At 67.7% G+C, this 22,472-nt stretch carries 18 protein-coding genes; 4 read left to right on the top strand and 14 right to left on the bottom strand.

The window, feature by feature from the left end:
- Nucleotides 1-20 precede the first annotated feature (20 nt).
- On the top strand, nucleotides 21-662 hold the full coding sequence (locus EAO73_RS07910) for a hypothetical protein (RefSeq protein WP_147970692.1): 642 nt from the start codon (nucleotides 21-23) through the stop codon (nucleotides 660-662).
- 33 nt (nucleotides 663-695) lie between these two features.
- Here EAO73_RS07910 and EAO73_RS07905 read toward each other — a convergent pair whose 3' ends face one another.
- The gene (locus tag EAO73_RS07905; RefSeq protein ID WP_224756246.1) at nucleotides 696-1,088 is read right to left on the bottom strand and encodes a hypothetical protein; all 393 of its coding nucleotides are present in this window, start codon (nucleotides 1,086-1,088) and stop codon (nucleotides 696-698) included.
- Complete coding sequence (locus tag EAO73_RS36410) at nucleotides 1,088-2,803, bottom strand: hypothetical protein (RefSeq protein ID WP_224756206.1); 1,716 nt, start codon at nucleotides 2,801-2,803, stop codon at nucleotides 1,088-1,090. The genes EAO73_RS07905 and EAO73_RS36410 overlap by 1 nt, the downstream gene beginning before the upstream one ends.
- A gap of 265 nt (nucleotides 2,804-3,068) precedes the next feature.
- Between EAO73_RS36410 and EAO73_RS07895 the strand changes: the two genes are divergently transcribed.
- The gene (locus EAO73_RS07895) at nucleotides 3,069-3,338 is read left to right on the top strand and encodes a type II toxin-antitoxin system Phd/YefM family antitoxin (RefSeq protein WP_147970690.1); all 270 of its coding nucleotides are present in this window, start codon (nucleotides 3,069-3,071) and stop codon (nucleotides 3,336-3,338) included.
- Nucleotides 3,331-3,594 carry a type II toxin-antitoxin system RelE family toxin gene (locus EAO73_RS07890; protein WP_147970689.1) on the top strand — a complete coding sequence of 88 codons (264 nt, stop codon included), beginning with the start codon at nucleotides 3,331-3,333 and terminating at the stop codon, nucleotides 3,592-3,594. Before EAO73_RS07895 ends, EAO73_RS07890 begins: the two co-directional genes overlap by 8 nt.
- Nucleotides 3,595-4,229: 635 nt before the next feature.
- Here EAO73_RS07890 and EAO73_RS36405 read toward each other — a convergent pair.
- The 7 genes from EAO73_RS36405 to EAO73_RS07855 all read right to left on the bottom strand — a co-directional run bounded on the left by EAO73_RS36405 (nucleotide 4,230) and on the right by EAO73_RS07855 (nucleotide 15,562).
- Nucleotides 4,230-5,408, bottom strand: a complete 1,179-nt coding sequence (locus tag EAO73_RS36405) for a hypothetical protein (protein WP_224756205.1) — start codon at nucleotides 5,406-5,408, stop codon at nucleotides 4,230-4,232.
- Nucleotides 5,389-6,795, bottom strand: a complete 1,407-nt coding sequence (locus tag EAO73_RS07880) for an N-6 DNA methylase (protein WP_224756204.1) — start codon at nucleotides 6,793-6,795, stop codon at nucleotides 5,389-5,391. The genes EAO73_RS36405 and EAO73_RS07880 overlap by 20 nt, the downstream gene beginning before the upstream one ends.
- The gene (locus EAO73_RS07875) at nucleotides 6,792-6,977 is read right to left on the bottom strand and encodes a hypothetical protein (RefSeq protein ID WP_147970688.1); all 186 of its coding nucleotides are present in this window, start codon (nucleotides 6,975-6,977) and stop codon (nucleotides 6,792-6,794) included. Before EAO73_RS07875 ends, EAO73_RS07880 begins: the two co-directional genes overlap by 4 nt.
- A 224-nt stretch (nucleotides 6,978-7,201) precedes the next feature.
- The gene (locus EAO73_RS07870) at nucleotides 7,202-10,534 is read right to left on the bottom strand and encodes a type I restriction endonuclease subunit R (protein WP_147970687.1); all 3,333 of its coding nucleotides are present in this window, start codon (nucleotides 10,532-10,534) and stop codon (nucleotides 7,202-7,204) included.
- Complete coding sequence (locus EAO73_RS07865) at nucleotides 10,531-11,751, bottom strand: restriction endonuclease subunit S (protein WP_191133964.1); 1,221 nt, start codon at nucleotides 11,749-11,751, stop codon at nucleotides 10,531-10,533. The genes EAO73_RS07870 and EAO73_RS07865 overlap by 4 nt, the downstream gene beginning before the upstream one ends.
- Entirely contained in the window at nucleotides 11,744-13,378 is a 1,635-nt protein-coding gene (locus EAO73_RS07860) for a type I restriction-modification system subunit M (protein WP_147970685.1), read from the bottom strand. The genes EAO73_RS07865 and EAO73_RS07860 overlap by 8 nt, the downstream gene beginning before the upstream one ends.
- A gap of 36 nt (nucleotides 13,379-13,414) precedes the next feature.
- Nucleotides 13,415-15,562 (bottom strand): hypothetical protein, encoded by a 2,148-nt coding sequence (locus EAO73_RS07855; RefSeq protein ID WP_147970684.1) that lies wholly within the window; start codon nucleotides 15,560-15,562, stop codon nucleotides 13,415-13,417.
- Between the two features lie 352 nt (nucleotides 15,563-15,914).
- On the opposite strand from EAO73_RS07855, the gene EAO73_RS07850 reads away from it, so the two are divergent.
- Complete coding sequence (locus EAO73_RS07850) at nucleotides 15,915-17,663, top strand: DUF6119 family protein (protein WP_147970683.1); 1,749 nt, start codon at nucleotides 15,915-15,917, stop codon at nucleotides 17,661-17,663.
- A 192-nt stretch (nucleotides 17,664-17,855) separates the two neighbouring features.
- Here the strand turns inward: EAO73_RS07850 and EAO73_RS07845 are convergent, their stop codons facing one another.
- The 5 genes from EAO73_RS07845 to EAO73_RS07825 form a co-directional block, all read right to left on the bottom strand.
- Nucleotides 17,856-18,269: a PIN domain-containing protein gene (locus EAO73_RS07845; protein ID WP_037661709.1), complete on the bottom strand. Its 414-nt coding sequence runs from the start codon at nucleotides 18,267-18,269 to the stop codon at nucleotides 17,856-17,858.
- On the bottom strand, nucleotides 18,251-18,535 hold the full coding sequence (locus EAO73_RS07840; RefSeq protein WP_028438980.1) for a hypothetical protein: 285 nt from the start codon (nucleotides 18,533-18,535) through the stop codon (nucleotides 18,251-18,253). Before EAO73_RS07840 ends, EAO73_RS07845 begins: the two co-directional genes overlap by 19 nt.
- A gap of 281 nt (nucleotides 18,536-18,816) precedes the next feature.
- Entirely contained in the window at nucleotides 18,817-19,905 is a 1,089-nt protein-coding gene (gene ychF, locus EAO73_RS07835; protein WP_147970682.1) for a redox-regulated ATPase YchF, read from the bottom strand.
- Between the two features lie 119 nt (nucleotides 19,906-20,024).
- The gene (locus tag EAO73_RS07830; protein WP_147970681.1) at nucleotides 20,025-21,236 is read right to left on the bottom strand and encodes a GNAT family N-acetyltransferase; all 1,212 of its coding nucleotides are present in this window, start codon (nucleotides 21,234-21,236) and stop codon (nucleotides 20,025-20,027) included.
- 70 nt (nucleotides 21,237-21,306) lie between these two features.
- Complete coding sequence (locus EAO73_RS07825; protein WP_147970680.1) at nucleotides 21,307-22,467, bottom strand: peptidase C39 family protein; 1,161 nt, start codon at nucleotides 22,465-22,467, stop codon at nucleotides 21,307-21,309.
- Nucleotides 22,468-22,472: the final 5 nt, after the last annotated feature.

Genomic DNA, 22,472 nt, shown 5'->3' with positions numbered 1-22,472 from the left:
CCCACTGCTTCCATGACCCCATGAGCACCGCACGCGAAACCGCAACCCTCCTCCCCGGGCCCGAGGAACTCCGCACCCACGTACGGGCATTGGCCGCCCTGGACGCCGCGATCGGCGACGATCCCCGGTTCTGCTGCTACACCTTCGACTCGGCATGGGCCCCCGGCGAGGAGACGGCCCTGATGGACAACGGCTCCGGTGACGACTTCTCCGTCCACTTCACCCCGGCCGGCGTGCTCATACGCGGCTTCGACCACGAGTCGGAGATGAGCCCGTACGTGAACGACGAGGTCCGGCCCGGCGTCATCGACGACGTCCCCGCCTCGCTGCGCCCTCTCCTGGACGATCCGGCCTTCCGGGACGAGGGCATCGACGCCTCGCGCGTGACCGCGTGCCTGTGGCGGGAGGCCGGTGACACCGTCTGGCGCACCGGCTCAGCCATCGACTTCCCGGCCGGCAGCGAGGACCCGGACGGCTCCGGCTTCCTCTTCGGCCTGCTCACGGACCGCTCCCCCGAGGCCGTTCAGGCGTACTTCGAGGACTACTACGAGCGCCCCGTCCCCCTCGAAGCCATCCGCCACGTCCTCGCGGGGCGCCCCCTCACTCCGGCGGTGACGAAGGCCCTCGACCCGACCGCCGCGCTCCGCGCGGTCACCGAGTGACCCCGGGCCGGATAGTGCCTCCCTGCCGACGACTCAGCCGATCCACCCCGTGATGGCATCGGCGAGCGCCTGGCCGCCCTCCTGAACCGCGGTCCCGGCAACCAGTGCGGGCAACGCCCGTGCCAGCTGCGACAGCACACCCTCGTCGGGCGGTGACGCGGTGAGCTGGGCATCGATCGTCTCCGCCATGCCACGCAGGACGGGCGCGGTGGCCAAGTCCTGCTGGTGCCGGTCCAGTTCGGCACGGAACGTGGTGAGCAGGTCGCGTACGTCCTGGGGCCCTGCGGTGTTCCGGACCGACGCCGACTGGTGCACACCGCGGATTTCCCGTCCGACGACGTTCTGAATCGGGGCGATGCTGTCGCCGCCGATATGGATGGCCGAGCTGGGTTCCCTGCCCGGGTCGGGACGTCGACGGCCGATCATCACTTGCCTCCTTGGGGTGGGCTGCCCTGACTCACGCCACTGATGTTGCTGCCGGCGACGTTCTGGATCGGTGCGTGGTTGTCGCCGTACACCTGGATATTGGTGATCACGGCAGCCACCTGCTGTTCGTAGGGCGCGGTATCGACGCCCAGCTCTTCGAGATACTCGGCCACGGTCCGGAAGACACAGGTCTGCATGAGTACGACGTGCCTCTTCGCGTCGTCGCTCTGGTGCATGTCCGTGACTTCCTCGATGGAGTAGCGGTCACGCACACTGACAGGGCCCTTCTCCTCGCCCCGGCCGTCGCCGCTCTCTTCCTGGCGCTCCGCCGGCCCCCGCCCGAGACGGGCCGCGAACCGCCAGGCAGCCAACGGACCCACCACGGCGTCCAACAAGGACTGCACGGTGAGCCAGCGAAGGAGCCGGAAGTGCCGGAGCGCCAGCGGCGCGTCCGTCCCGCGCAGCTCGTTGTACACCGGTGTCACGACGTGCGGCCGGACCGTCAAATGGAGTTCCCCGGCCTCCAGGGCCGCGTGAACGAAGACGGTGACCACGACTTCACCGTCCCAGGTCACGCACTGAGCACGCAGATACAGGCGGTCAGGCACACTCGACGGCGACAGCCGGCCACGGCCACGAAGTTTCGGCTCCTCCGCTTTCCCATTTCGCGTGCGCCGCAGCCACAAATCCGAAGGAAGGCCGACCACCTCGGAGGCCGTGAAGCCCGGCAGCGGTTCGGTGATCTCCTGCGGACCTCGCCCCAGGTCCCGCAGCGCCTCACGCATGCGGGCCAGCAGCTCCCGGTCCTCGAACGGTTCGACCGTCCTGTTCGCGCGCTTGGGCTTCAGCGGCACATTCATGTCCGCGATGCCCCAGACGTAGCGCCCGGCACCGACGAAACGCTCCGGTACGTCGTAAGGCAGCTCTGTGAGCCCCTGCCCCTCCCTCAGCCGAGCAATCCGCCTCTTGCCCCTCGGGGCCATCCACGGCAGTCGCCTGGAGGCAAGCTCACCGCCGACGACCCGGCCCAGCGAGGCGCGAGCCACGAGCCGGTCTGCGGCAAACACAACGGCCCCGCCGATGAGCAGCACAAACGGCGCGAGTGCCAATTCGAGTCGTACGCCGATGACTTGGCCGTCACTGGGCCACGCATAAGGGACGACAGCCAGCAGCCACGGCACGCACAGCACCAAGTACGCCAGACCGGGCCGAGAAGAACGACGCGCCGCCCTCGGCTTCCGCCCCGCCCGAGCCGCCGCCCAGCGCAGGAAAAGCGCCAGGAGGACGGCGGCCGCCCAGACCGCAGAAGCCCAAGGAGCGACACCCGCGGCGGCCACGAACACGAGGAGAAGCGCCGCGCGCCGCACCCAACGCCGCCGCCGGACGCGAAGACCGTGCGCCGCCACCGGTTCGAGGTCGAACCCGTAGGACGGGACCGGCAACGGAGACCCGTGCACGACATGATCGACGACCCACTGTGCCATCTGCTCACCCAGAGGCGGACAGTCGTCGCTGCCCTCAAGGTAAATACGCCGTCGAGTGCTCCGGCGCGGCTTCTCGGGCTTGTCACTTTTGCCGAGAAGCTTGCGCCACCATGCCTTGATCGGCTTCAAGCGGTCAGGGCGCGCATACATGCTCTGACACAACAGCTTGGTCACCACAGACGCCTTGGCGTTCACCTCGTCGCCGCGCCACCTGGCATCGTCCGGCGCCATCCGATTCTGGCTAGGAATCCCCGAAAGTACTCCCGCCGCCTCGCCCTCATGCCGCTGGGCACGCAGCTCCCGTTCCCGCCCCATGACTCCGCCCCCGTTGTTCGGTACGGCGGGCATCCTTGTCGCGCCCGGCAGCGACGACCAGACCACAAAAGCGACATTGCTCGCACATCCTCACACTCGTGCGGATTGTCCGAATCCAACCCCTCGGTCCGACCTATCGGAGCAGTTGTGTACACATGGCACACTCGGTACGCTTGACCGCATGACGCAGCCGCAACCCATAGAGTCCATCCGCGCCGTACGCGCGCACCTGGCCGAGGTCGTGGAGCGTGCCGACCGGGACGACGTGCCCACCGTGATCACCCGACGAGGCAAGCAGGTCGCCGCCGTCGTCTCCATCGAGGTGTTGCGGAAGTACCAGGAGTGGGAAGAGCGCGAGATCAACCGGATCATCGACGAGCGTATGAGCAACTCCGCACCCGGCATCCCGATCGAGGACGTCATGAGGGAGACGCTGGAACGCGGTGAGTAAGTACCGAACCGTCTTCCGCCCCGAGGCCCAGGCCGAGCTCCGGAAGATCCCTCGTGGGACAGCCCTGCGCATCCTGGCCAAACTGACCGAGTTGGAGAGCGACCCCCTGGGCTTCAACACCACCGCGCTCGTGTCACAGCCGGACCGACGCCGCCTGCGAGTCGGCGACTACCGAGTCGTGTACACGATCGACAACGGAGAGGTCGTGGTGTGGGTCGTCCACATCGGGCATCGCTCCACCGTGTACGACACCTGAGCCCCGGCACGAACGAAGGGGCCGGCTCCCACCGGAGCCGCCCCCTTCTGAACCGCACGCTTGCCACGTCAGCGACGTGGCGACGTGTCATCCGCCTACACGTTGAAGCGGAACTCCACCACAAGGCTGTGACCTGCGGAAATGCAGGCGCATCCCAGTACCATCCCAGCACGGGATGCGCGACAAAGTACAAGAACACCGAAGATCGCCAACGCTACCCGGCAGCGCCCACACATGCCTGAAGTCTGCGGAACTTCTACGAGCGCCGCATCAGGCTCGTGCCACCGCACCGAACCTCGCAGAGCAGCACAGCGCTCGCGCTCACTCGCGGTCTCCATGGACGCCAGCGGCCAGTTCCGACGCCTGGCCGCCGCCCAGAATGCACGTCCAGATCTCGGGGCCGGCGCGAGCATCCACAGGTCCCGTATACCCCCGGTTGGCGGGGCATAGTCGGAAGCTTCCGCGCTGTCGCAGGTCAGCCTGCACCGGGGCGCCCCAAACATGTCTGGTCAGGGCGCTCTCGGACCACTAGCGGAGAAGGGGTGCGCGCGGTACTGCGCCGTTCGTTCAGCTCGTTGGATTCCGTGCTCCAGAGAGGGGCAACGTGGATCAGCTCGGCATTCAGCTGGCCGAAGTTAGACGCGCCAGGCCCCCTTCTCCAGCTCGTGCACCACCAGCTCCTCCATCACGTGTCGCTCCCTGGCGGAGGCGTAGGCGAGGTCGTGCAGGGCAGCGGCACGCGTGGCGAAACCCTGCCTGACCACATCTGCTGGCCAGGGGATCTTGTAACGCGAGAAGTCCTTGCGCCTCATCGCACGAGCCTGCTCGCCTTGCGTTACGGACATCAACTCCCGCCGCTGGAAACGCAATGTGTGCAGCAACCACATTCGGTCGGCCTCGGACTCCGTGTGAAGTGCAAGCGTCCGCCGCCCCGGAACTAGCGGAGTCGTGGTGAGCACGGTCCGCACCTCACCGGGACGGGGCGCGATCAACAGGCTGCCGGCCGGACACACAGTCTCCCCTCGCGCCACGGTCCGTGACGTCACTGCCCCCAGATGCACTTCCCTGCAGTTCAGTACTTGCCGGGGAGACACCCACGGCATGGTCGGCTGCTCACGGTCCGGCGGGAGCTGCGCCACACCCGCCGTGATCTGAGCCACCTCGCCCATCGCGCGCTCGGCAGTGGGACCTTGTCCGCATGCCCTCAGCGTCTCTATATAGTGCGCGTCCGCGAGTTCCGTCGCACACGTCGCGATCCGGTTGTTCAACACATTCTTGCGCTCGGCAAGGGAGATCAGCGCAAGCAGCCTCTCCCGCACCCGGTCCGGAGGCTTCGGCACCGGAAGTCGGTTGAGCGCTTGCAAAGGCAAGGTCATGTGCTCGGAGTTCGAAGAGGACACCGTGAGATAGCTGCGACTCTGCGATGTTTTCAGCCACCATCGAAGCCACAGGTCCCAGTGCTGCACGTGGCCCTCCGGTGTCCAGTGGACAACTGCGAGCGACCTGGCGGCATTCCATCCCCCATGTTCTTCCGTCGCTACCGCCGTCTCCCCCACTCGCCCTACGAGCACGACAAGAAGGTCCCCTGCTCTCAGGGTGCTGCGGGGGTGGCGTTCGGCTACCTCCGGAGGCACGAACGTGAACTCCTGGACGTGCACCTCCCCTTCGATGATCTCCTTTGCGCCGATCATCGGGATTCCATCGGGTGCCTTCTGCGGTTGCGTAATGCCGTAAGCGGCGTACTCGACCCCGGGGAAATCCCGCAACTCGACGATGGACCACGGAGCGGTGAGGTCATCCGGCTCTGTAGTCATGTCTGCCCTCCAACGCATCGCGGACTCGGCGTCTGGCTGTGGCGCTACGGTCCAAGCACTCATACAGCTCGGCTTTCCGGCTGCGTTCTACGTCTCTTGAATTCTCCTGCACGGCCTCCCGGTGCCGCACGTAGCGTGCGGGAGTCAGATCGAAGCCCGCCTCAGCGATTTCCTCGTGGCTCGCCGCACGGCACCATGGGACGGATTCAGGGTCCCCCTCGCCTTCACGGCGTCGAAGTCCCTGCCATTCACCGAAGATCTTCAGCAGGCGTTCGACCGAATCCTTTACGAAGTGGCGCCGCGCCCCCTCCTTCGCTGCTGGCAGTTTCCCTGCATCCGCGAACAAGACCTGATCGGAGTGCGGCCGCTCCCCTTTAGCCAGCAGCCACAGCGCCGTGCTCGCACTTGTGTGCGGAAAGAGCCACGTCGGCAAGGCCACAACACCCACGACCAGACCGTTCTCCAGCAGCCCACGGCGGATCAGTCCGTCGGTGCTGTTGCTGCTGTGCGCCGCGCCGGAAGACAGCAGAACGACGGCCCGTCCTTGTGGCGTGAGATCGGCAAGGATGTGCTGGACCCAAGCGAAGTTCGCGTTACCCGGACGTGGCACCCCCAGGGTCCACCGCCAGTCGTCCTTCAGTTCACCGTGCCCCCAGTCCCGCTGGTTCACTGGAGGGTTAGCGACGATCACGTCGGCCGGTATCGGTGAAGTGCCCGCCCTGAGGGTGTCAGCTCCTTCCTTGCCGAGGTCGGCGTGGAATCCGTGCAGGGCAAGGTTGACGGCTGCGGCATAGCGCGCCGTCCGGTTGATATCCGCACCGGACAAGCGCACTTCACTTCCCTGCGCCCGAGCCCGGTGTGCGGCTGCGCGCAGCAGTCGCCCGCTGCCGCACACCGGGTCCCGAACAACCTCGCCTCCTCGGGGAACGGCCAGCCCCGCGAAGAGATACGCCAGGTCGTTCGATGTGAAGTAGTCATCGCCACGCGCGTAGCGTGCCGAGTGCATGTCGAGGAGCGTGTCAAGGAGCTTCACGTCCGGATCCAGCTGCCGCACTTCCGCGATCAGCTCATGGAGGGCCGGGTCGATGAGCTCGAAGGGACGGCTCGCACCTTCGTCGCGATACGCGGGAAGGCCGTGAGCGCGAGCAACGGGCGTATGCGGCCACATTGCACCGAGCCTGGCCCCCGCTGACTCCGAGTCCGGCCCCCACAGCCGGTCCACCTCCACCGCCGTTACGTGTTGGAACAAGCAGTGAAGGTAGACCACTTGAAAGGCAAGCCGGTACGTTGTCTCGGCATCGGCGACGCTGCGCAGCTTCTCGACGGCCCGCAGCACTCGCCGGTACTTCAGCCGCCCCTCTTCGTTCGCCCATTCCTCCTGGGTCACAACGACCTCAGCCAGGAGACGACCGCCAGCCCGATGAGAACAGTGGCTCCGCAGGCGGCGCCACCGTTCTGGATGGCCGTGACGACCTCTCCCGTGCCCACGAACTCGAGGATGCCGGCCACGAGCCCCACCACCACGGACGCCAGGACGACCACCACCAACAGCAGTGCTCGCTGCGACATGCCACAACTCCCTTGTTTACACCGGCAGTTAGCAGTTCTGCGGTTCGTTCCGCGGACTTGAAAGTAGTGGCCTGACGCACCTCACGTCTCGCAGCACGGGAATTTGCTTTTGCCGTAAGGCGGTTGGGCGCCCCCTGCCGGCCCCCGCGAAGGACATCCGGTCGGGCAGAGAACGGCCCCGGCAAGCAGGCGCTTGCCGGGGCCAGGAGCGATATAGGCGAGGGCTATGCGTCGGCGGCCGAGCCGTCCTGGGACCACTTGTCGGCAAAGTGTTCCATCTGGCGGATCACCAGGTCGATCGCTTCCTTGGACTGCTCCGGCGGGTAGCCGTGGCGGGCCAGGAGGCGCCTGATGGTGGCGCGGAGCCTGGCCCGGACCGGTTCGCGGGCGATCCAGTCCTTCTTGAGGTTCTTGCGGACCTGGACCACGAGGTCCCGGGCGATACCGGAGAGGATCTCGTCGCCCATGAGGTCGCGGGCGCTGCCGAGGTCGGCGACCGCGTCGTAGAAGGCGAGTTCGTCGTCCCCCAGCGGCGGGGTGAACTTCTCACCTCGCCGAGCGTCTTCCGCGACCGTCTTGGCCAGTTCCACCAGCTGGGCGATGATCTCGGCGCTGGTGAGCTGCTGACGCATGTAGCGGGTCATCAGGTCCTGAAGGCGCTCCGAGAACGCGGTCTGGCGGACGATGTTGTGCCGGGTCTGCTCGCGCATCTTCTGCTCGACGAGGCGGCGCAGGGCTTCGGCGGCCAGGTGCGGGGTTTCGCTGTTCTGCAGGCGGCCGACGAGGGCGTCGTTGAGGTGGGTGAGGTCGGCTTTGTCCAGTCCGGCCTCGGAGAAGAGGTCGGTGACGCCGCCGGTCTCGACGACGGCGGAGGTGAGCTGGGAGAGATAGAGAGCGACGTCGCGGGCGACCGGCAGGCCCTGGGCCTCGCGGTCCATTGCGTCGAGCTTCGCCATGTACGTACGGACCTCGACGAGGAACTGGATGTCGCGCTTCCAGTACGGCTGGTCGGTAAACCGTGAGGAGATGTCGGCGGAGGAGCCGGCGAGGGCGAAGAAGCGTTCCAGGCGGTAGCCGTGTTCGCGGAAGCGGCGGCTGAGAGTCTGGTTCGGGTCGTCGAGCTGGTCGGGGTTGTTGCCCGGAGTGGCGGGGCTGCGGAGGTACTCGGCCGTGGTGTAGGCCGTTTTGACGAAGGCTTTCGGGTCGGGGCGGGAGAGGCGTTCGCGCCAATTCCAGCCGAGAAGCATCTGGTCGAGGATGTCGTACTCGTTGCGGAGTTCGTCCAGGGCGCGGTCGATGTCCTGGCCGAGGGTCCGGTCGGCCTGGTCGTCGGCGGAGTACTCGGCGATGGCCTTCTGGAGGTTCTCGGTGAGGGGGGCGTAGCCGACGAGGAGGCCCTCCCCCTTCTTGCGGAAGCGGCGGTTGACGCGGGCCAGGGCCTGCATCAGGCCGGCGCCACGCAGCGGCCGGTCCAGGTACATGGTGTGGATGGACGGCGCGTCGAAGCCGGTCAGGAGCATGTTGTTGACGATGAGGAGCTGGAGTTCGTCCTCGGCGTCCTTGGCGCGGTTAATGACGGCCTTGCGCTGGGAGTCGCGCAGTGCGTGGGCGCGCAGTTCCTTGGAGTCCTTGCGGGAGTCCGAGGAGTAGACGATCTTCATGGCGCCGGTGGTGGGGTCGTCCGTGTGCCAGTCGGGGCGCAGGATCTTCAGGGCGTCGTAGACGCGAACGCAGATCTCGCGGGTGGCGCAGACGAGCATCGCCTTGCCAGGGGCTCCACCGGGTGCGTCATCGGCGTCCGCGACGAAGGGCAGCATGGCCGTACGGCGGGCTTCCCAGTGTTCGACCAGGTCCTGAGTCAGGTCGCGTATCCGGGCGGGGGCGCCGTACATGGCGTTCATGGTGGCGACGGCCTGCTCGACGCGGGTGCGCTCGGTGTCGTCCAGGCCGTCGGTGATGCGGTCGGCCTCGCTGTCGATGGCGGTGGGGTCGACGTCGCGGTCGAGGACAAGCTGGACAACGCGGCTCTCGTGGTAGACCTTCACGGTCGCGCCGTCGTCGGCGGCCCGCTTGAGGTCGTAGGTGTCGATGTAGTCGCCGAAGACCTCGCGGGTGTTGCGGTCGGCCTCGGAGATCGGGGTGCCGGTGAAGGCGAGGAGCGTGGCGTGCGGGAGCGCGTCGCGCAGATGGCGGGCGTAGCCGTCGAGGTGGTCGTAGTGACTGCGGTGGGCCTCGTCGACCACGACGACGATGTTGCGCCGCTCGGAGAGGAGCGGGTGGTCGGTCCCGGATTCCTTCTCCTGCTTGGTGCGGCCGAACTTCTGCAGGGTGGTGAAGAGGATGCCGCCGGTGCGCTTGGCGGCGAGCTCTTCGCGGAGTGCGGCGCGGTTGAGGAACTGGTGGGGCTGCTCGGGGAGGACCTCGCTCTCCTTGAACGTGTCGAAGAGTTGGTCGTCGAGGTCGGTGCGGTCGGTGACGACCACCACGGTGGGGTTGTGCAGGGCGGGGTCGCGCATGACGAGGTTGGTGGTCAGCACCATCTCCTCGGACTTGCCCGAGCCCTGGGTGTGCCAGACCACGCCGGCCTTGCCATCGGTCGCGGCGGCGCGGCGCACTGCGTCGGCGGCGCGGGTGACCGCGAAGTACTGGTGCGGCTTCGCGATCCGCTTCATGCGCTTGGTGGGCACGAAGTTGATGAAGGACCGGACGAGGGAGAGGAAGCGCGGCTGGGTGAACAGGCCGTGCAGGGCGAGGTCTTGGCCGGTCGGGACGTCGGCATCGGTGTCGGCGTGGACGGCGGCAGCATCCACGGTGTCCACGCGGGCGCCGAACTCGTCGGTGTTCCATGGGGCGAAGTGCTCGTACGGGGTGAAGGGGGTGCCGTACTTCGCGGTGATCCCGTCAGAGAGCAGCACGACCGCGTTGTAGCGGAAGGCGGTCGGGAACTCCTCGACGTAGTGCCGGATCTGGGTGTGCGCGGCAGCGAGGGTGGCGTTCGGGTCGCCGGCCCGCTTGAGCTCGATGACGGCGAGCGGGAGACCGTTGACGTACAGGACAAGGTCGAAGCGGCGGTTGCGCTCACCGTTGATCACGGTCACCTGGCGGACTGCGCGGTATGTGTTCGCGTCCGGGTGCTCCAGGTCGACGATCCGGACGGTCGGGGTGTGCTCGGCGCCGAGCGCGTCGGTGTACGTGACGGAGTGGACGCCGTCGGTCAGGTAGCCGTGCGCGGTCCGGTTCTCCTCGTACGTGTCCTGGGAGGTCGGGGTCGCGGCGGTCGCGAGGGCCTCACGGACGGCCTCCGGGGGGAGGGCGGGGTTGAGCCGCTCGATGGCCTCGCGGAGATCGGAGTACAGGATCAGGTCGTCCCACGAACGGCGGTGACCGGAACCGGGCGCGAGCTCATTGCCCTCGGCCTTCGGCCAGTCGAGCTCCAGGAGCTCGTCGAGGGCGAGGAACTCCCAGTCGATTTCGAGGGGGCGGAAGTTGTCGGGGGTGGGAGTTTCGGAGTTGTCGGGGGTGTTGCTGCTGCCGTTGTCGCTCCCGTGCGTGGTCATAGGTGGTCCTCGACAATCTTCTCGGCGTCCTTGACGCGGATGCGGCCGGACATGAGCTGGGAGAGGAGGGTGTCGCGGAGGGTTGACAGAGTCAAAGACTCTTTCAAGTTTGCCTCAATGAGCCCATGCAAGGGGCCCAGTTCCGCTTCCAGGGAATGCAAGAGTTCCCTCGGGATGTCAGGAACCTCAACATGCTGAAACGTCTTCATGTTGACGGTCGAGAAGACAGTCCCATGGGCGAGCCCCATCATCCGAGTAGAGGCGAGTCGAATCAGATGGAACAAGACAGCCGGAGGAATTTCGCTTGGAACGAATGCATAGCACGACTGGTTGAAGGCCGCGGAAATCGCCAAGCGCGCCACCAGGCCGACTGTCCCACGCGCCGTCAGGATTACTGCCCCTGCTGGCATGCGCTTAGCGCGAGAGCTCTGCTCGCCGAGCGTCGTGATGCACTCCTCGGTCACCACGAGAGCGCCGGCTACCGAGTTCGCAACATCCTTCACAGAAGCCCATGGGAGGTCGCCACCCCAAAACTCCTCCACTTTACGGTCCGGGGTGCCGCCAAGCACCGGCTCGACAATCTCCACCATGGGACGCGAGCCCAACGACCGAACAGTACGGCCGAAGACCGCGTCCGCTAGCTGATCCGCTGTGTTCGCGATGCGCTCATTGACGGCGATCTTGTCGTCCAGCGCCCCAAGGACAGCAACCACAGTCCGCTGCTCATCCAGGCTCGGAACTGGCACCTTGAATGATTTAACAGTTGCAACTGGCTGAACAAGCCCCGGGACTCCGACCGTGGAAACGTGTTGCAGGATTTCCTTCTGCCCCACCGGCGAAAGCAGCCAATAGTAATAGAACTCAGGAACTGCTTTATCGCGATCAAGCCGAGCCTTCACCTGGCTCGTAGACAACACATAGCGGTCATGTCGCGGATTTCGAGGGATCATCGAAACTTGACCGATCGTCCCACGGTGAGTAATCACCAGATCGCCCGGTTTCAGATTTGCACCAGGAAGCGTGTCAGCTTTCTCCGAAGAGATGAACACAAAATCGTCGTCATGAAACGGACCTGCACCCAAGTTCACGCCGCGCACCAGCGGAATCCCGCTCGGTACATAATCATTCCTCGTGTACGCAGAACCGTAGGGCTTTGAGAATGCACTCTTTTCGGGAGCCGCGATTTCTTCGAACCTCACCGTGGGCCACTCAGCCACCGATCTTCTCCAGCTGCTCGCGCACAGACTTCGCCAGCTCGTCCGACTTGTCGAACAGCTCGTACAGCTCCCCAGCCAGCCGCGCGATCTTCTCCCCGACCACCTCGGCGTCCTCTTCCTCCGCCTCGGCCGCCCCGACATACCGCCCCGGTGTCAGCACGTACCCGTGTTCCCGGACCGTCTTGAGATCCGCACTCGCGCAGAACCCCGGTACGTCCGTGTACGTCTCCCCCGCGCCCTTCGCGCTCGTCGTCCCGCGCCACGCGTGGTAGGTCCCCGCGATCTTCTTGAGGTCGTCCTCCGTCAGAATGCGCTCGGTGCGGTCGACCATCTCGCCCATGTCCCGGGCGTCAATGAACAGAATCTCGCCCCGACGATCCGCAGCCGCTGTCCTCTGCCCCTTCACACCCTCCGGCGACTTGTCCTTCGCCAGGAACCACAAACAAGCCGGGATCGCCGTCGTCCGGAACAGCTGCGCCGGCAGCGCGACCATGCACGCCACCATGTCCCCGTCCACCAGCGCCTGCCGGATCTCGCCCTCGCCACTCTGCTGGCTGCTCATCGAGCCGTTGGCGAGGACGACACCCGCCGTCCCCCGCTCCCCCAGTTTGCTGATCATGTGCTGGAGCCAGGCGTAGTTGGCGTTACCCCTCGGCGGGACGCCGTACTTCCACCGCGCGTCCGACTCGTTGCGCGCCCAGTCCTTGATGTTGAAGGGTGGGTTGGCCATGACGTAGTCGGCCTTGAGGTCCGGGTGCTTGTCGTCGGCGAAGGTGTCGCCCCAGCGGGCGGCGAGGTTGCCGTCGATGCCGTGGATGGCGAGGTTCATCTTGGCCAGGCGCCAGGTGCGTTCGTTGAGCTCCTGGCCGTAGACGGAGATGTCAGCCTTGTGGCCGCGGCCACGGTGGGCCTCGATGAACTTGGCGGCCTGGACGAACATGCCGCCCGAGCCGCAGGCCGGGTCGTACACACGGCCCTCGTACGGCTCCAGGACCTCCACCAGCAGGCGGACGACACTGCTCGGGGTGTAGAACTCGCCGCCCCGCTTGCCCTCCGCCCGCGCGAAGTTGCCGAGGAAGTACTCGTAGACCTCACCGAGGACATCCTGGGCAGGCTTGTCGTCGCTGCCGCCGAAGCGGGCGTCGGTGATGAGATCGACGAGTTCGGCCAGGCGCTTCTTGTCGACGTTGTCCTTGTTGAAGATCTTGGGGAGGACGCCGGTCAGTGAAGGGTTGGCCTTCATGATGGCGTCCATCGCCTGGTCGAGGACCTCGCCGACGTTGCCGCTCTTGGCGTTGGCAGAGATCGAGGACCAGCGGGCGCCCTCGGGGACCCAGAAGACGTGATGCCCGGTGTACTCGTCCTGATCCTCCAGGAACTCCTCCAGACGGTCTTCCGCGATGCCCTCCTCCGCAAGCTCCTTGGCGAGCTGCTCGCGGCGCTCCTCGAAGGCGTCGGAGACGTACTTGAGGAAGATCAGTCCGAGGACGAATTCCTTGTACTGGTTGGCGTCCATGGAGCCGCGCAGCTTGTCGGCGGCCTTCCAGAGGATGGCCTGGATCTCCTTGGGCGTGGAGGCGGTGAACAACTCCGCCTGGTCGGCGGGCTTCTTCTTCCGGGGAGGCATGGGCGCTCGGGTCTCCTTCAAGAGTCGGACGAGAGATCAGACGAGAGGGGGTTCGGTGAGGGTCAGCGTGCCGTCGACGAGGCCGGCGGCGGTCAGGGAAGTCAGGTCGTCGAGGGCTGCCGCGTGCTGGCGCAGCAGGGCCGTACGGCGGGCGATGTCGGCCAGGAGCGCGTCGTACCGCTCGACCTCGTCGCCGGGGAGGTCGGGGATGAGGAGGTCCTCTATGCGGCGGGCGGAGCGGACCGCGCCACTCACCCGTCGGTGTTCGGCCGCCGCCGAGCGCAGGAGCGCTGCCAGGACACGGGGCCGTACGGGATGCTCAGCATCGGCTCGTACGCGCAGGACGCGGGCAGGGAAGGCGACCACGGACAGGCCCTCGTCGTCGACGTACGCGCCGAAGCTCGGGGTGGCGGTGACGACGATGTCGCCGGGTTCGGTGAAGTAGGCGTGCTCGTAGGTGTTGAGCAGTACGGCGCGGTCTATGCGGTGACTGTCGACTGGCGCGCTGCCCGTGATCTCGGCCGCGGTGAGGACGGTGTAGTGGCCCTCGCCTCCGGTGAGGAGGTGTTCGGCGGCGATGCGGTGGCCGGGCAGTCGGCGCAGGCGGCGATCCTTGAGCAGGCGAGCCACGGTGGTACGGCGGGCTGGCTGGTCGTCGGGGCGCAGAACGGCGTTGGCGCGGATAGTGGGCGCTTGGTCGAGGGCGCTACGGGTGGCGTCGATCAGCTGCTGGAGGCGGAGTTCGGTCTCGGAGATGCGGGCCGGGCGTTCGACGACGGTGCGGGTGTAGCGGTCGGCGTGCGGGCGGTGCTGCGGGGTGAACGCGGCACCGGGTGCGCCGGTCAGCGCGGTGGCCGGGACTACGGCGGCATTGCGCGGTTCGTGGCGGCTGTCCGCTCGCCAGCCGGCCTCGCGGAAGATGTCGATGTCCTCGGCCAGCGCGTCCAGGGCCTGTGGGGTGAGGGTGCGTGAGGAGAGGTCGGCGAGGAGGGCCTGGCCGGTGCGCTTGCCTTCTGGGGTGCGGTGCAGGATCCAGATCGCGGTGCGGTGGGCCGGGCGGAAAGGAAGTACGCCTTCGGGGAGGCTGATCGCGGCCTTGAGGAGGTGCTGTTCCAGGAAATCCCGGCGCAGGCGGTCCGCTTCCCCGCGTGCGGGCAGGGGCCTGACGAGCGCGTCGGCAGGGCCCAGGACGACGGCCGTGCGGTCCTCGGCGAGGAGGTCGGTGAGGTCCTGCAGGCTCTGCAGGACAGCGAGCGGGCTGCGGGTCTCGGCTGCCTCGTAAGGGAGGCAGCAGGCGATGACGTGCGGGTTTCCCCAGTCTTCCGTGGCCAGTTCCTCGCCGTCGGCAAGGTCCATCTCGAATTCCTGGACGCCCTGTGCCATGAGGCGGCGGCGGGCGAGCCGGGCCAGGTCCGGCATCGGGTCCGCGGAGAGGAAGAAGGGTGAGTCCTCGGCGTCGGACACGGATTCGCGCAGGGCGACAAGCAGATCACCGCTCCGGGGATGCAGGACGGCGGCCGTCGCCCCCTCCTCACGCTCGTTCAGTCGCGCGAGGCCGGTCAAGCGGGCCATCGTCCGGCTCACCAGCGGAATCGGTTCATCAGCGGCGAGGTCGTCGCAGCCCAGGCGGCGGCGCGCGTCCATGACCCGTTCGAGCGCTTCGGCCGGGGTGTAGGCGGCCTCGGTGAGCTGGTCGGCGAGCACGGCGAGCAGGGGGCCCTGTAGTTCGGCGTCCGGCAGGTCGCGCAGCTCTCTTTGGAGGAAGGTGTCGTCGAAGTCGGTCTCGGCGGCACGCTCCAGGATCGTCTGCCAGGGCAGGTCGGAGAGCGGTTCGTCCAGGAGCTGGCGCAGGCAGAGCAGTGCGGTCACCGTGTCGACCAGCGTGCGGGCGGGGATCGCGCGCCGCCAGGCGGACAGGGTGTACAGCACCAGCTCCGCCCGGATCTGGCCGGCGTCAGCGTTGCCGCGGCCGGTGGACAGAAGCCATTCGGCGACTTCGCGCCCGTCGAAGAGCGGGCTGGCCCCCTCGTAAGCGACGGGCTCGGGGAAATCCGCGTGCCGGCGGGCCCAGGTGGTGACGACAGGACGTTGGACCTGGGCCAAGGCCCCGATTTCGGCGTAACTGATCCGCCAGGAGGTCTCCTCCGGCAGGATGGGAGCGGTTGCTTCACGTGTGCCAGCCATGCGGTTCCGCTCCCTTCGTGACGACTGCCTCGTGCTCTCGGTCGAGAACGTTTCTCCCAGGGCACCTCACACGCTACAGCCGGTCGAGCTCTCAGCTACGCCAGCGCTTGATAACCAGGGTTATCAGGTTCTCGAACAATTTCACCTCCAATCTTCTGGCACCTTCGTCACCATCACCCCGGCACCACCCGCCGGGACGCCGGCCCCATACGAGCCCGACCGCACCGGCGTCCTCATCGCCGCACCTCCGCTCCCTTGCCGGGCACTCACCCCTGTCCGCCTCGACACCACCCGTCCCGTAAGGCCGCTCGTGTTACCGAACCGCACCGCAACCTCGCCCCAGGAGACCTCCGTGTCCAGCACAGCGTCGAAGCGCACCCTGTACCGCCTGACCCACGTCAAGGCGACCCCTGAGTCGATGCTCGAAGCCCTCGACGTCAGCGCCCTCGACACCCTGGACGCGGTCGTGCGCGACGTCAGCGATCACATGGGAGTTCCCGCCCTCGCGGTGTCTTTCGCCGTAGCGAAGGAGGAAGCCGCCTGGAGCAAGGATGTCCTCCGGCTCGCCGCCGAATCGGACCTGCTGCAGAGCGAGCAGCGAACCGGCGCACTGCTCGTGCTCGCCGTCGACGACGTGGTGTACGCGATCGGCTTCGACCAGGGCTACCGGCTTCTCCCCGCCCAGCTCAAGGACGCGCACTTCGGTCTGTCCTTCGGTATCCGCGCCATCAACCCGCGGCAGGTGCGGGACTTCACCGCCAGCGTCCTCGGCCAGGCACGCATCGACAGTTCCCTGATCCCTGCCGGCGCCTCCGTACCGGCACTCGGGCTCCGGGACCACGGGCGGATCATCCGCCACCTCGGCGGCTACCTCGACGAAGTCGACCTCACAGCAGGGAGCGGCACCAGGAACGGGGCCATGACCGCGGAGGGCGGCATCGGTCTCCGTATCAAACTCGGCACCACCCCCGCCACACTGATCAAGGACATCCGCGCCATCGCCGCGATCTGCGAGCACGTCGTTCCCCACCCCGACCTGGCCTTCGTCGAGCACATCACCGCGGTCAAGGACCCTTCCCTCATCGACGCGCTCGTTGCGGAACTGGACGCCACGCTCGGCCGTCCCGCAGACGGCCGGATCATCACCGCCGTCCCCTTCTCCCAGAGCACCGACCTGCCCCGGTCCACCGCCTGCACCATCAAGATCGGGTCCTGCCCGCCCCACCTCCGGGATGAGTTCAGTCTCGACTACGTCCTGGAGCGGGCCCGTGTAATCAAGGCAGGCGCCCGCGTCACGGCGCTCCGGCAGGGCACCGTCGAACTGTTTCGTGACACGCTTTCCGCACGGACCGCGCTCGCCCCGCGCACCGCCTCCCTGGAAGCCCTGTCCAAGGAAACCGCCATGAAGTGGATCGAGGCCACTTTCTCCCTCGGCTCCCGCACGTTCTGTCTGCTCGACGGTGAGTGGTACGAGCTCGGGGCGGGCTACCTGCGCAACGTCAACGAGACCGTGGCTCCCTTGTTCCCCGACGCGCCCTCTGTCGATCTCCCCCGCTGGCCGCTCGTCGAGAAGCTCAACAAGAAGGGTATGCGCGTGATGCGTCCCGTAGACGAAGGCGACTACAACAAGCTGGCCGCCCAGGCCCGTCGCGGCTGGGTCTGCCTGGACAAGAAGAATGTCCACAACCCCTTTCGGGCAAGCAACTCCGTCGAGATCTGCGACCTGTTCACCGAGGACGACACTCTTGTCCTCGTGAAGCCCGCGCACTCCTCTAGCCCGCTGAGTCACCTGTTCAGCCAGGCGCGCGTCTCCGTTGAGCTCCTCTTCGAGAACGCGTCCGTACGCGCGGAGTTCGCCCGGTCCGTACAGGTCAACAGCGATCCGGCCCGCAGCATCCCCGAGGACTTCACCCCGCGGCACGTCGTCTTCGCGATCCTTTTGAAGGACGGAGCCAAGCTCACGCCGGACTCCCTCTTCCCGTTCTCCGCCATCACCCTGGCCCAGACCGCGAAGGCCCTCGCCGCTCGCGGCGTGACTGTCGAAGTCATCGGCGTCGAAAGCGAGTCGCCCCAGTCCGCCATGATCAACGAGGCTGCATAGCCGCCTGGGCAGGAGCGTACCGAGGTCGAGGCGTGGCTCGCGTTGCGGACGCACACCTCCAAAGCCTCGCCGAATCGGCCTCAGCGCCGAAACTGCCCACGCCGCCGAAACTCAGCGGCGACGACCTCAAGCCCTTCCTCGGTCACTGGAGCCCCTACGGACCCCGCTCCTACTGAGCCGGACCAAGGGACATCACACCGCCACGAGCCGGACCCGCTCGCCGCACAGCTTGGCCATGTCGTCAATATCGGAAGTCAGCATGACCACGGGGCGGTGCTGTCGCAGCGCGGCCTCGGCGACGGCCGCATCGATCGCGTACTTGTGTCCGTGCAATCCGGCATTCATCAGCAACTTCGAGGCAGCCCTCGCCTCCTCGTCACCGACCGGGACGACCCGCAGCCCGGAAAGCACCCAGTTCAGGCGTGACTTGTTCGTACGGGCGTGGACGGCCTCGATGATGGTGAGCGCACTGATCACGACCTCCATGCCACGCGAGCGCGCCTCAGCGATCAGAGCCACCACCTGTTCTTCGTCAGCGAGCAGCTTCGAGAGTCCCTCGCTGTCGAGGACGAGCGTCCCCTCGTGACTCAGCCTGCGGCGGGCCACTCGGCCTCCTCGGCGAACACCTCGTCGAAGACCTGCCGCGCCCGCTGACGAGCCGGCTCGGAGACGGGCCCCTTGCGGCTCTCGTAGTCCGCCAGGTACTCGTCCAGGACCTGCCCGCGCAGCTCACGCTCGACCGCCTCGGCGATGAACGCGGAGAACTCCCGCTTGCCCACGCGAGCCCGGATCGCCTCCGCGGTCCCCTCCGGCAGCGACAAGCTCACCCGCGTCGCTGGCCCTTCCCCGATGCTGTACGTCGCCTCAGCCATACCCCCGATTGTGTCAAACGAGTAGGAAAAGCGCCACGTCTGCACTACCTTCAAAGCTCGGTCAGCGCCCCGCTCACGCAAATCCCAGCACGGGCACCCCCATCCCATCCCAGCACGATCCCAGCACGGTAGGGATGAGCAGAGGTGATGACAGGTGACGAGGGGTCAGCTATCCCAGCACCATCCCAGCACGGGAAAAAATAAAGGGCCCGACTCCGAAGAGTCGGACCCTCTCTGAGCTGCACGTTTGCCAGATCAGCGACGTGGTGGTAAGTCGCCCACTACACGTTGAAGCGGAACTCCACCACGTCGCCGTCCTGCATCACGTATTCCTTGCCCTCCATGCGGGCCTTGCCGGCTGCGCGGGCTTCGGTTACCGAGCCGGTTTCGATCAGGTCGTCGAAGGAGATGATCTCCGCCTTGATGAAGCCCTTCTGGAAGTCGGTGTGGATGACACCGGCCGCCTCGGGGGCCGTGGCGCCCTTCTTGATGGTCCAGGCGCGGGTTTCCTTCGGGCCGGCCGTCAGGTACGTCTGGAGGCCCAGGGTGTCGAAGCCGACGCGGCCCAGGGTGGCGAGGCCGGGTTCCTCCTGGCCCATGGACTGGAGGAGTTCCAGGGCCTCGTCGTCGTCCAGCTCGATCAGCTCGGACTCGATCTTGGCGTTCAGGAAGATCGCCTCGGCGGGGGCGACCAGGGCGCGCTGTGCGTTCTTGAAGTCCTCGTCGACCAGCTCGTCCTCGTCCACGTTGAACACGTAGATGAAGGGCTTGGTGGTGAGGAGGTGCAGCTCGTGGAGGAGGCGGCCCTTCTCCGTGGAGGCCGTGATGCCCGCGTGGAAGAGGGTGTCGCCGGCTTCGAGGATCTTCTGGGCCTCCTCGACCGCCGCGAGGACCGCGACCTTCTCCTTCTGGAGGCGGGATTCCTTCTGGAGGCGCGGGACCGCCTTCTCGACGGACTGGAGATCCGCGAGGATCAGCTCCGTGTTGATCGTCTCGATGTCGTCCTTGGGTGAGACCTTGCCGTCGACGTGCACGACGTTCTCGTCCTTGAACGCGCGGATGACCTGGCAGATCGCGTCCGACTCGCGGATGTTCGCGAGGAACTTGTTGCCCAGGCCCTCGCCCTCGCTCGCGCCGCGCACGATGCCCGCGATGTCCACGAAGTCCACCGTCGCCGGGAGGATCTTCTGGGAGCCGAAGATCTTCGCCAGGGCGTCCAGACGGCGGTCCGGGACGCCGACCACGCCGACGTTCGGCTCGATCGTGGCGAACGGGTAGTTGGCCGCCAGCACGTCGTTCTTGGTCAGGGCGTTGAACAGGGTCGACTTGCCGACATTCGGCAGTCCGACGATTCCGATACTAGTACTCATGCCACAAACGTCCGCTCAGGATCAAGAAGGGTGGGGTCGGCCGCGACGGCAGCCCAGGCGTGCCATCGTCCACGTGCGCGTATCACGGTACAGGGACAGGGGCGAGGAGATCTCCTCGGTCAGAACCAGTGCAGGCAGTGCGGCGAGAGGTCGCTCGCGAACAGCGCGTCCGCGCGGCCGGCGGCGGCCGGGTCGTGCGCCCGGATGTGTCCGGCCCGTACGAGGGTGCTCGGGCGGGTGCCGCCGAGGTAGAGCGACCCCAGGTCCCGTACGTCCAGCGACAGGTCGGGGCGGCGGTCCGTGGTGACGCACTCCGCCCTGCCGTCGCGAGCCGTCAGCAGGTAGCGGCCGCGCTCGCCCAGGAAGGGGTCGTCCACGTCCAGCACCAGTTCGCCGTCCGTGGACCAGCCGCGCGCCGCCAGCGCACGCGGTACGTCGAGCAGGCGCACCCAGAGCCAGTCGGTGACGCCGCCGACCTCGCCGGCCCGGACGTCCGCGAGCTGCCGGCGCAGCGGGTGCTCGGGCAGGACGTGCCGGAACACGACCTGGGAGACCAGGTCGTGGCCGAGGGCGTAGCGGGCCAGGGCCGTGAAGGCCGCGTCGTCGACAGCGATGGTCTCATCCACCGTCAGGGTGCCGGACTCGGTCGAGTAGCTCGCGTACCCGTCCGGCGTGCCGTCCGCGTCCCGGTGGACGGCCACGTAGCGAGGGGTCCTGGAGACCGGCGGCTGGCCCGCGCCCAGGTCCCACCAGCGGTGCGGCCGGGACAGCGCGCCGGGCTGCGCGCGGCGGTACCGGTCGTAGACCGCTTCGAGGATCTCGCCGCACTCGGCCCGCCGCAGCACCTCGACCGACCCGCGGTCGGTGTGCTCCCCGCCCGCCCGGGGAGCCGCGAAGGCCGCCCGGTGGCGGGGCACCGTCAGACGGGCCGTGGAGGTCGCGGGGCCGTAGCCGAACCTGCCGTAGATCTGCGCCTCCGAGGCCAGCAGTACGGAGAGGAACTCGCCCCGCTCCCGCACCTCCGCGAGCTGGTGCCGCATCATCGCGCTGAGCACGCCGCGACGCCGGTGCGAGGGCACGACGCCGACGGCGGTCACTCCGGCGACCGGGACCGTCGTCCCGCCGGGCAGGGTGAGGTCGAAGCTGTACGCGGCAGCCGTGCCCACCGGCTTTCCGTCCGGTGCGACGGCGAGCAGGCCCCGGTCCATCTCCAGCGCCGACCACCAGCGTCCGCCGTCCCCGACCGGGGTCTCCGGGAACTGCCCGAAGGCCGTGTGGACGGTCTCGACGAAGACCTCCAGGTCCGCATCGGTCGTGGGACGGATCTCCATCACTGCCGTTTCTCCTAGGGGTTTGGGAAGGGGGCCGGCGTACGGGCGGCCCCGCGCCGGACGCACCGGATTACTCGTGGGCGGACCGCATCGTCACGGCCCCGCGGAAACCGCCCGGCTCCATCGTCGACATCGCGTCCAGCGACGCGTCCGGCACCGGCAGGAGGTGGGCGTCGACCCAGGTGTCCCCCGTCGCCCCGTTCGCCCAGGGGTCGTCGATGACCACCGCGCCCGGCACCAGGCCGTGGCAGAGCACCCAGTGCGGTACGTCGAAGCCCTGCATCGCGGCGAGCGAGAGCAGCAGGAGCACGTGCTCCCGCCGGCCGATCGCGTCCCGGACCGCGCTCAGCGGGAGGTGGCCCGGGTCGACCGGGACGCCGACGCGTTCGGCGTCCGTACGGGACACCTGCTGGAGCAGCGCGCGCCACTCCTGGTCGCCCGGGGGCAGGTGGTCGAGCATGACCGGCCGGTCCGTGTCGAGGTGGACCGTGACCCCGGACGACGGCCGGGACCGGCGCAGGGCGACGCCCAGGCCGACGGGATCGCACGCCATGAAGTTGGTCGCGTCGCGCCACAGCGTCAGCTCGGCCCGGCGGTCCAGCGCCTCGCGCGGCAGGACGCCCGCGTGCACCTGGGCGACGAGGGCGGTGACGGCGCCGCAGCTGAAGTGGGTGGTCTGCCCGTAGTACGGGGGCGCGGTCACCGCGTCGTACGGATACGCCGTCGCCCCGTCGTACGGATGCGCCGTCACCCCGTTGTACGGATACGCCGTCGCCCCGTCGTACCCAGACGCCGTCGCCCCGCCGTCGTTCAGCCAGCGGACGTAACCGGTCGCCGGTCCGGCCGCGCCCTCCGACTCCGAGAGCGGAGGCTCCAGGGCGGTGAAGCCCGCCGCGGCGGCCTCCTCGGGCGTGACCGTCCAGCCTTCCCATTTCAGCTGGACGAGCCCCCGTGCGCGCGCGTGGGCGACGACGGCCGCCACGACGGCCGGTACGTCGCCGACGGCGTCGACGATCTTCAGATACGCCGTGTCCGGACGGGCGGTCACGAGCGCGGCGCCCGCCCCGTCCCCGCCGTCACCGGGGACGGCCACGAGGTGCGGGGCGTGGGCGGTGCGGTCGACCGCACGCCAGCGCTCCGCCACCTCGGGGTCTGCGAGCCGGGACGGCGCGGTGCCGGGCTCGTACGGCACGACGACGCCGTTGACGGACCCTTGCTGCTGGGACGACATGACGG

The sequence above is a fragment of the Streptomyces sp. col6 genome (genome assembly GCF_008042035.1).
Lineage (GTDB): Bacteria > Actinomycetota > Actinomycetes > Streptomycetales > Streptomycetaceae > Streptomyces.
This window is presented reverse-complemented; position numbering and strand designations above follow the sequence as displayed.

What these genes read in the sequence shown, in the direction of transcription:
- EAO73_RS07910 (WP_147970692.1), top strand. Translation starts at nt 21, where the DNA reads ATGAGCACCGCACGCGAAACCGCAACCCTCCTCCCCGGGCCCGAGGAA.
- EAO73_RS07905 (WP_224756246.1), bottom strand. Translation starts at nt 1,088, where the DNA reads ATGATCGGCCGTCGACGTCCCGACCCGGGCAGGGAACCCAGCTCGGCC.
- EAO73_RS36410 (WP_224756206.1), bottom strand. Translation starts at nt 2,803, where the DNA reads ATGGCGCCGGACGATGCCAGGTGGCGCGGCGACGAGGTGAACGCCAAG.
- EAO73_RS07895 (WP_147970690.1), top strand. Translation starts at nt 3,069, where the DNA reads ATGACGCAGCCGCAACCCATAGAGTCCATCCGCGCCGTACGCGCGCAC.
- EAO73_RS36405 (WP_224756205.1), bottom strand. Translation starts at nt 5,408, where the DNA reads ATGACTACAGAGCCGGATGACCTCACCGCTCCGTGGTCCATCGTCGAG.
- EAO73_RS07875 (WP_147970688.1), bottom strand. Translation starts at nt 6,977, where the DNA reads ATGTCGCAGCGAGCACTGCTGTTGGTGGTGGTCGTCCTGGCGTCCGTG.
- EAO73_RS07870 (WP_147970687.1), bottom strand. Translation starts at nt 10,534, where the DNA reads ATGACCACGCACGGGAGCGACAACGGCAGCAGCAACACCCCCGACAAC.
- EAO73_RS07860 (WP_147970685.1), bottom strand. Translation starts at nt 13,378, where the DNA reads ATGCCTCCCCGGAAGAAGAAGCCCGCCGACCAGGCGGAGTTGTTCACC.
- EAO73_RS07855 (WP_147970684.1), bottom strand. Translation starts at nt 15,562, where the DNA reads ATGGCTGGCACACGTGAAGCAACCGCTCCCATCCTGCCGGAGGAGACC.
- EAO73_RS07840 (WP_028438980.1), bottom strand. Translation starts at nt 18,535, where the DNA reads ATGGCTGAGGCGACGTACAGCATCGGGGAAGGGCCAGCGACGCGGGTG.
- ychF (WP_147970682.1), bottom strand. Translation starts at nt 19,905, where the DNA reads ATGAGTACTAGTATCGGAATCGTCGGACTGCCGAATGTCGGCAAGTCG.
- EAO73_RS07830 (WP_147970681.1), bottom strand. Translation starts at nt 21,236, where the DNA reads ATGGAGATCCGTCCCACGACCGATGCGGACCTGGAGGTCTTCGTCGAG.
- EAO73_RS07825 (WP_147970680.1), bottom strand. Translation starts at nt 22,467, where the DNA reads ATGTCGTCCCAGCAGCAAGGGTCCGTCAACGGCGTCGTCGTGCCGTAC.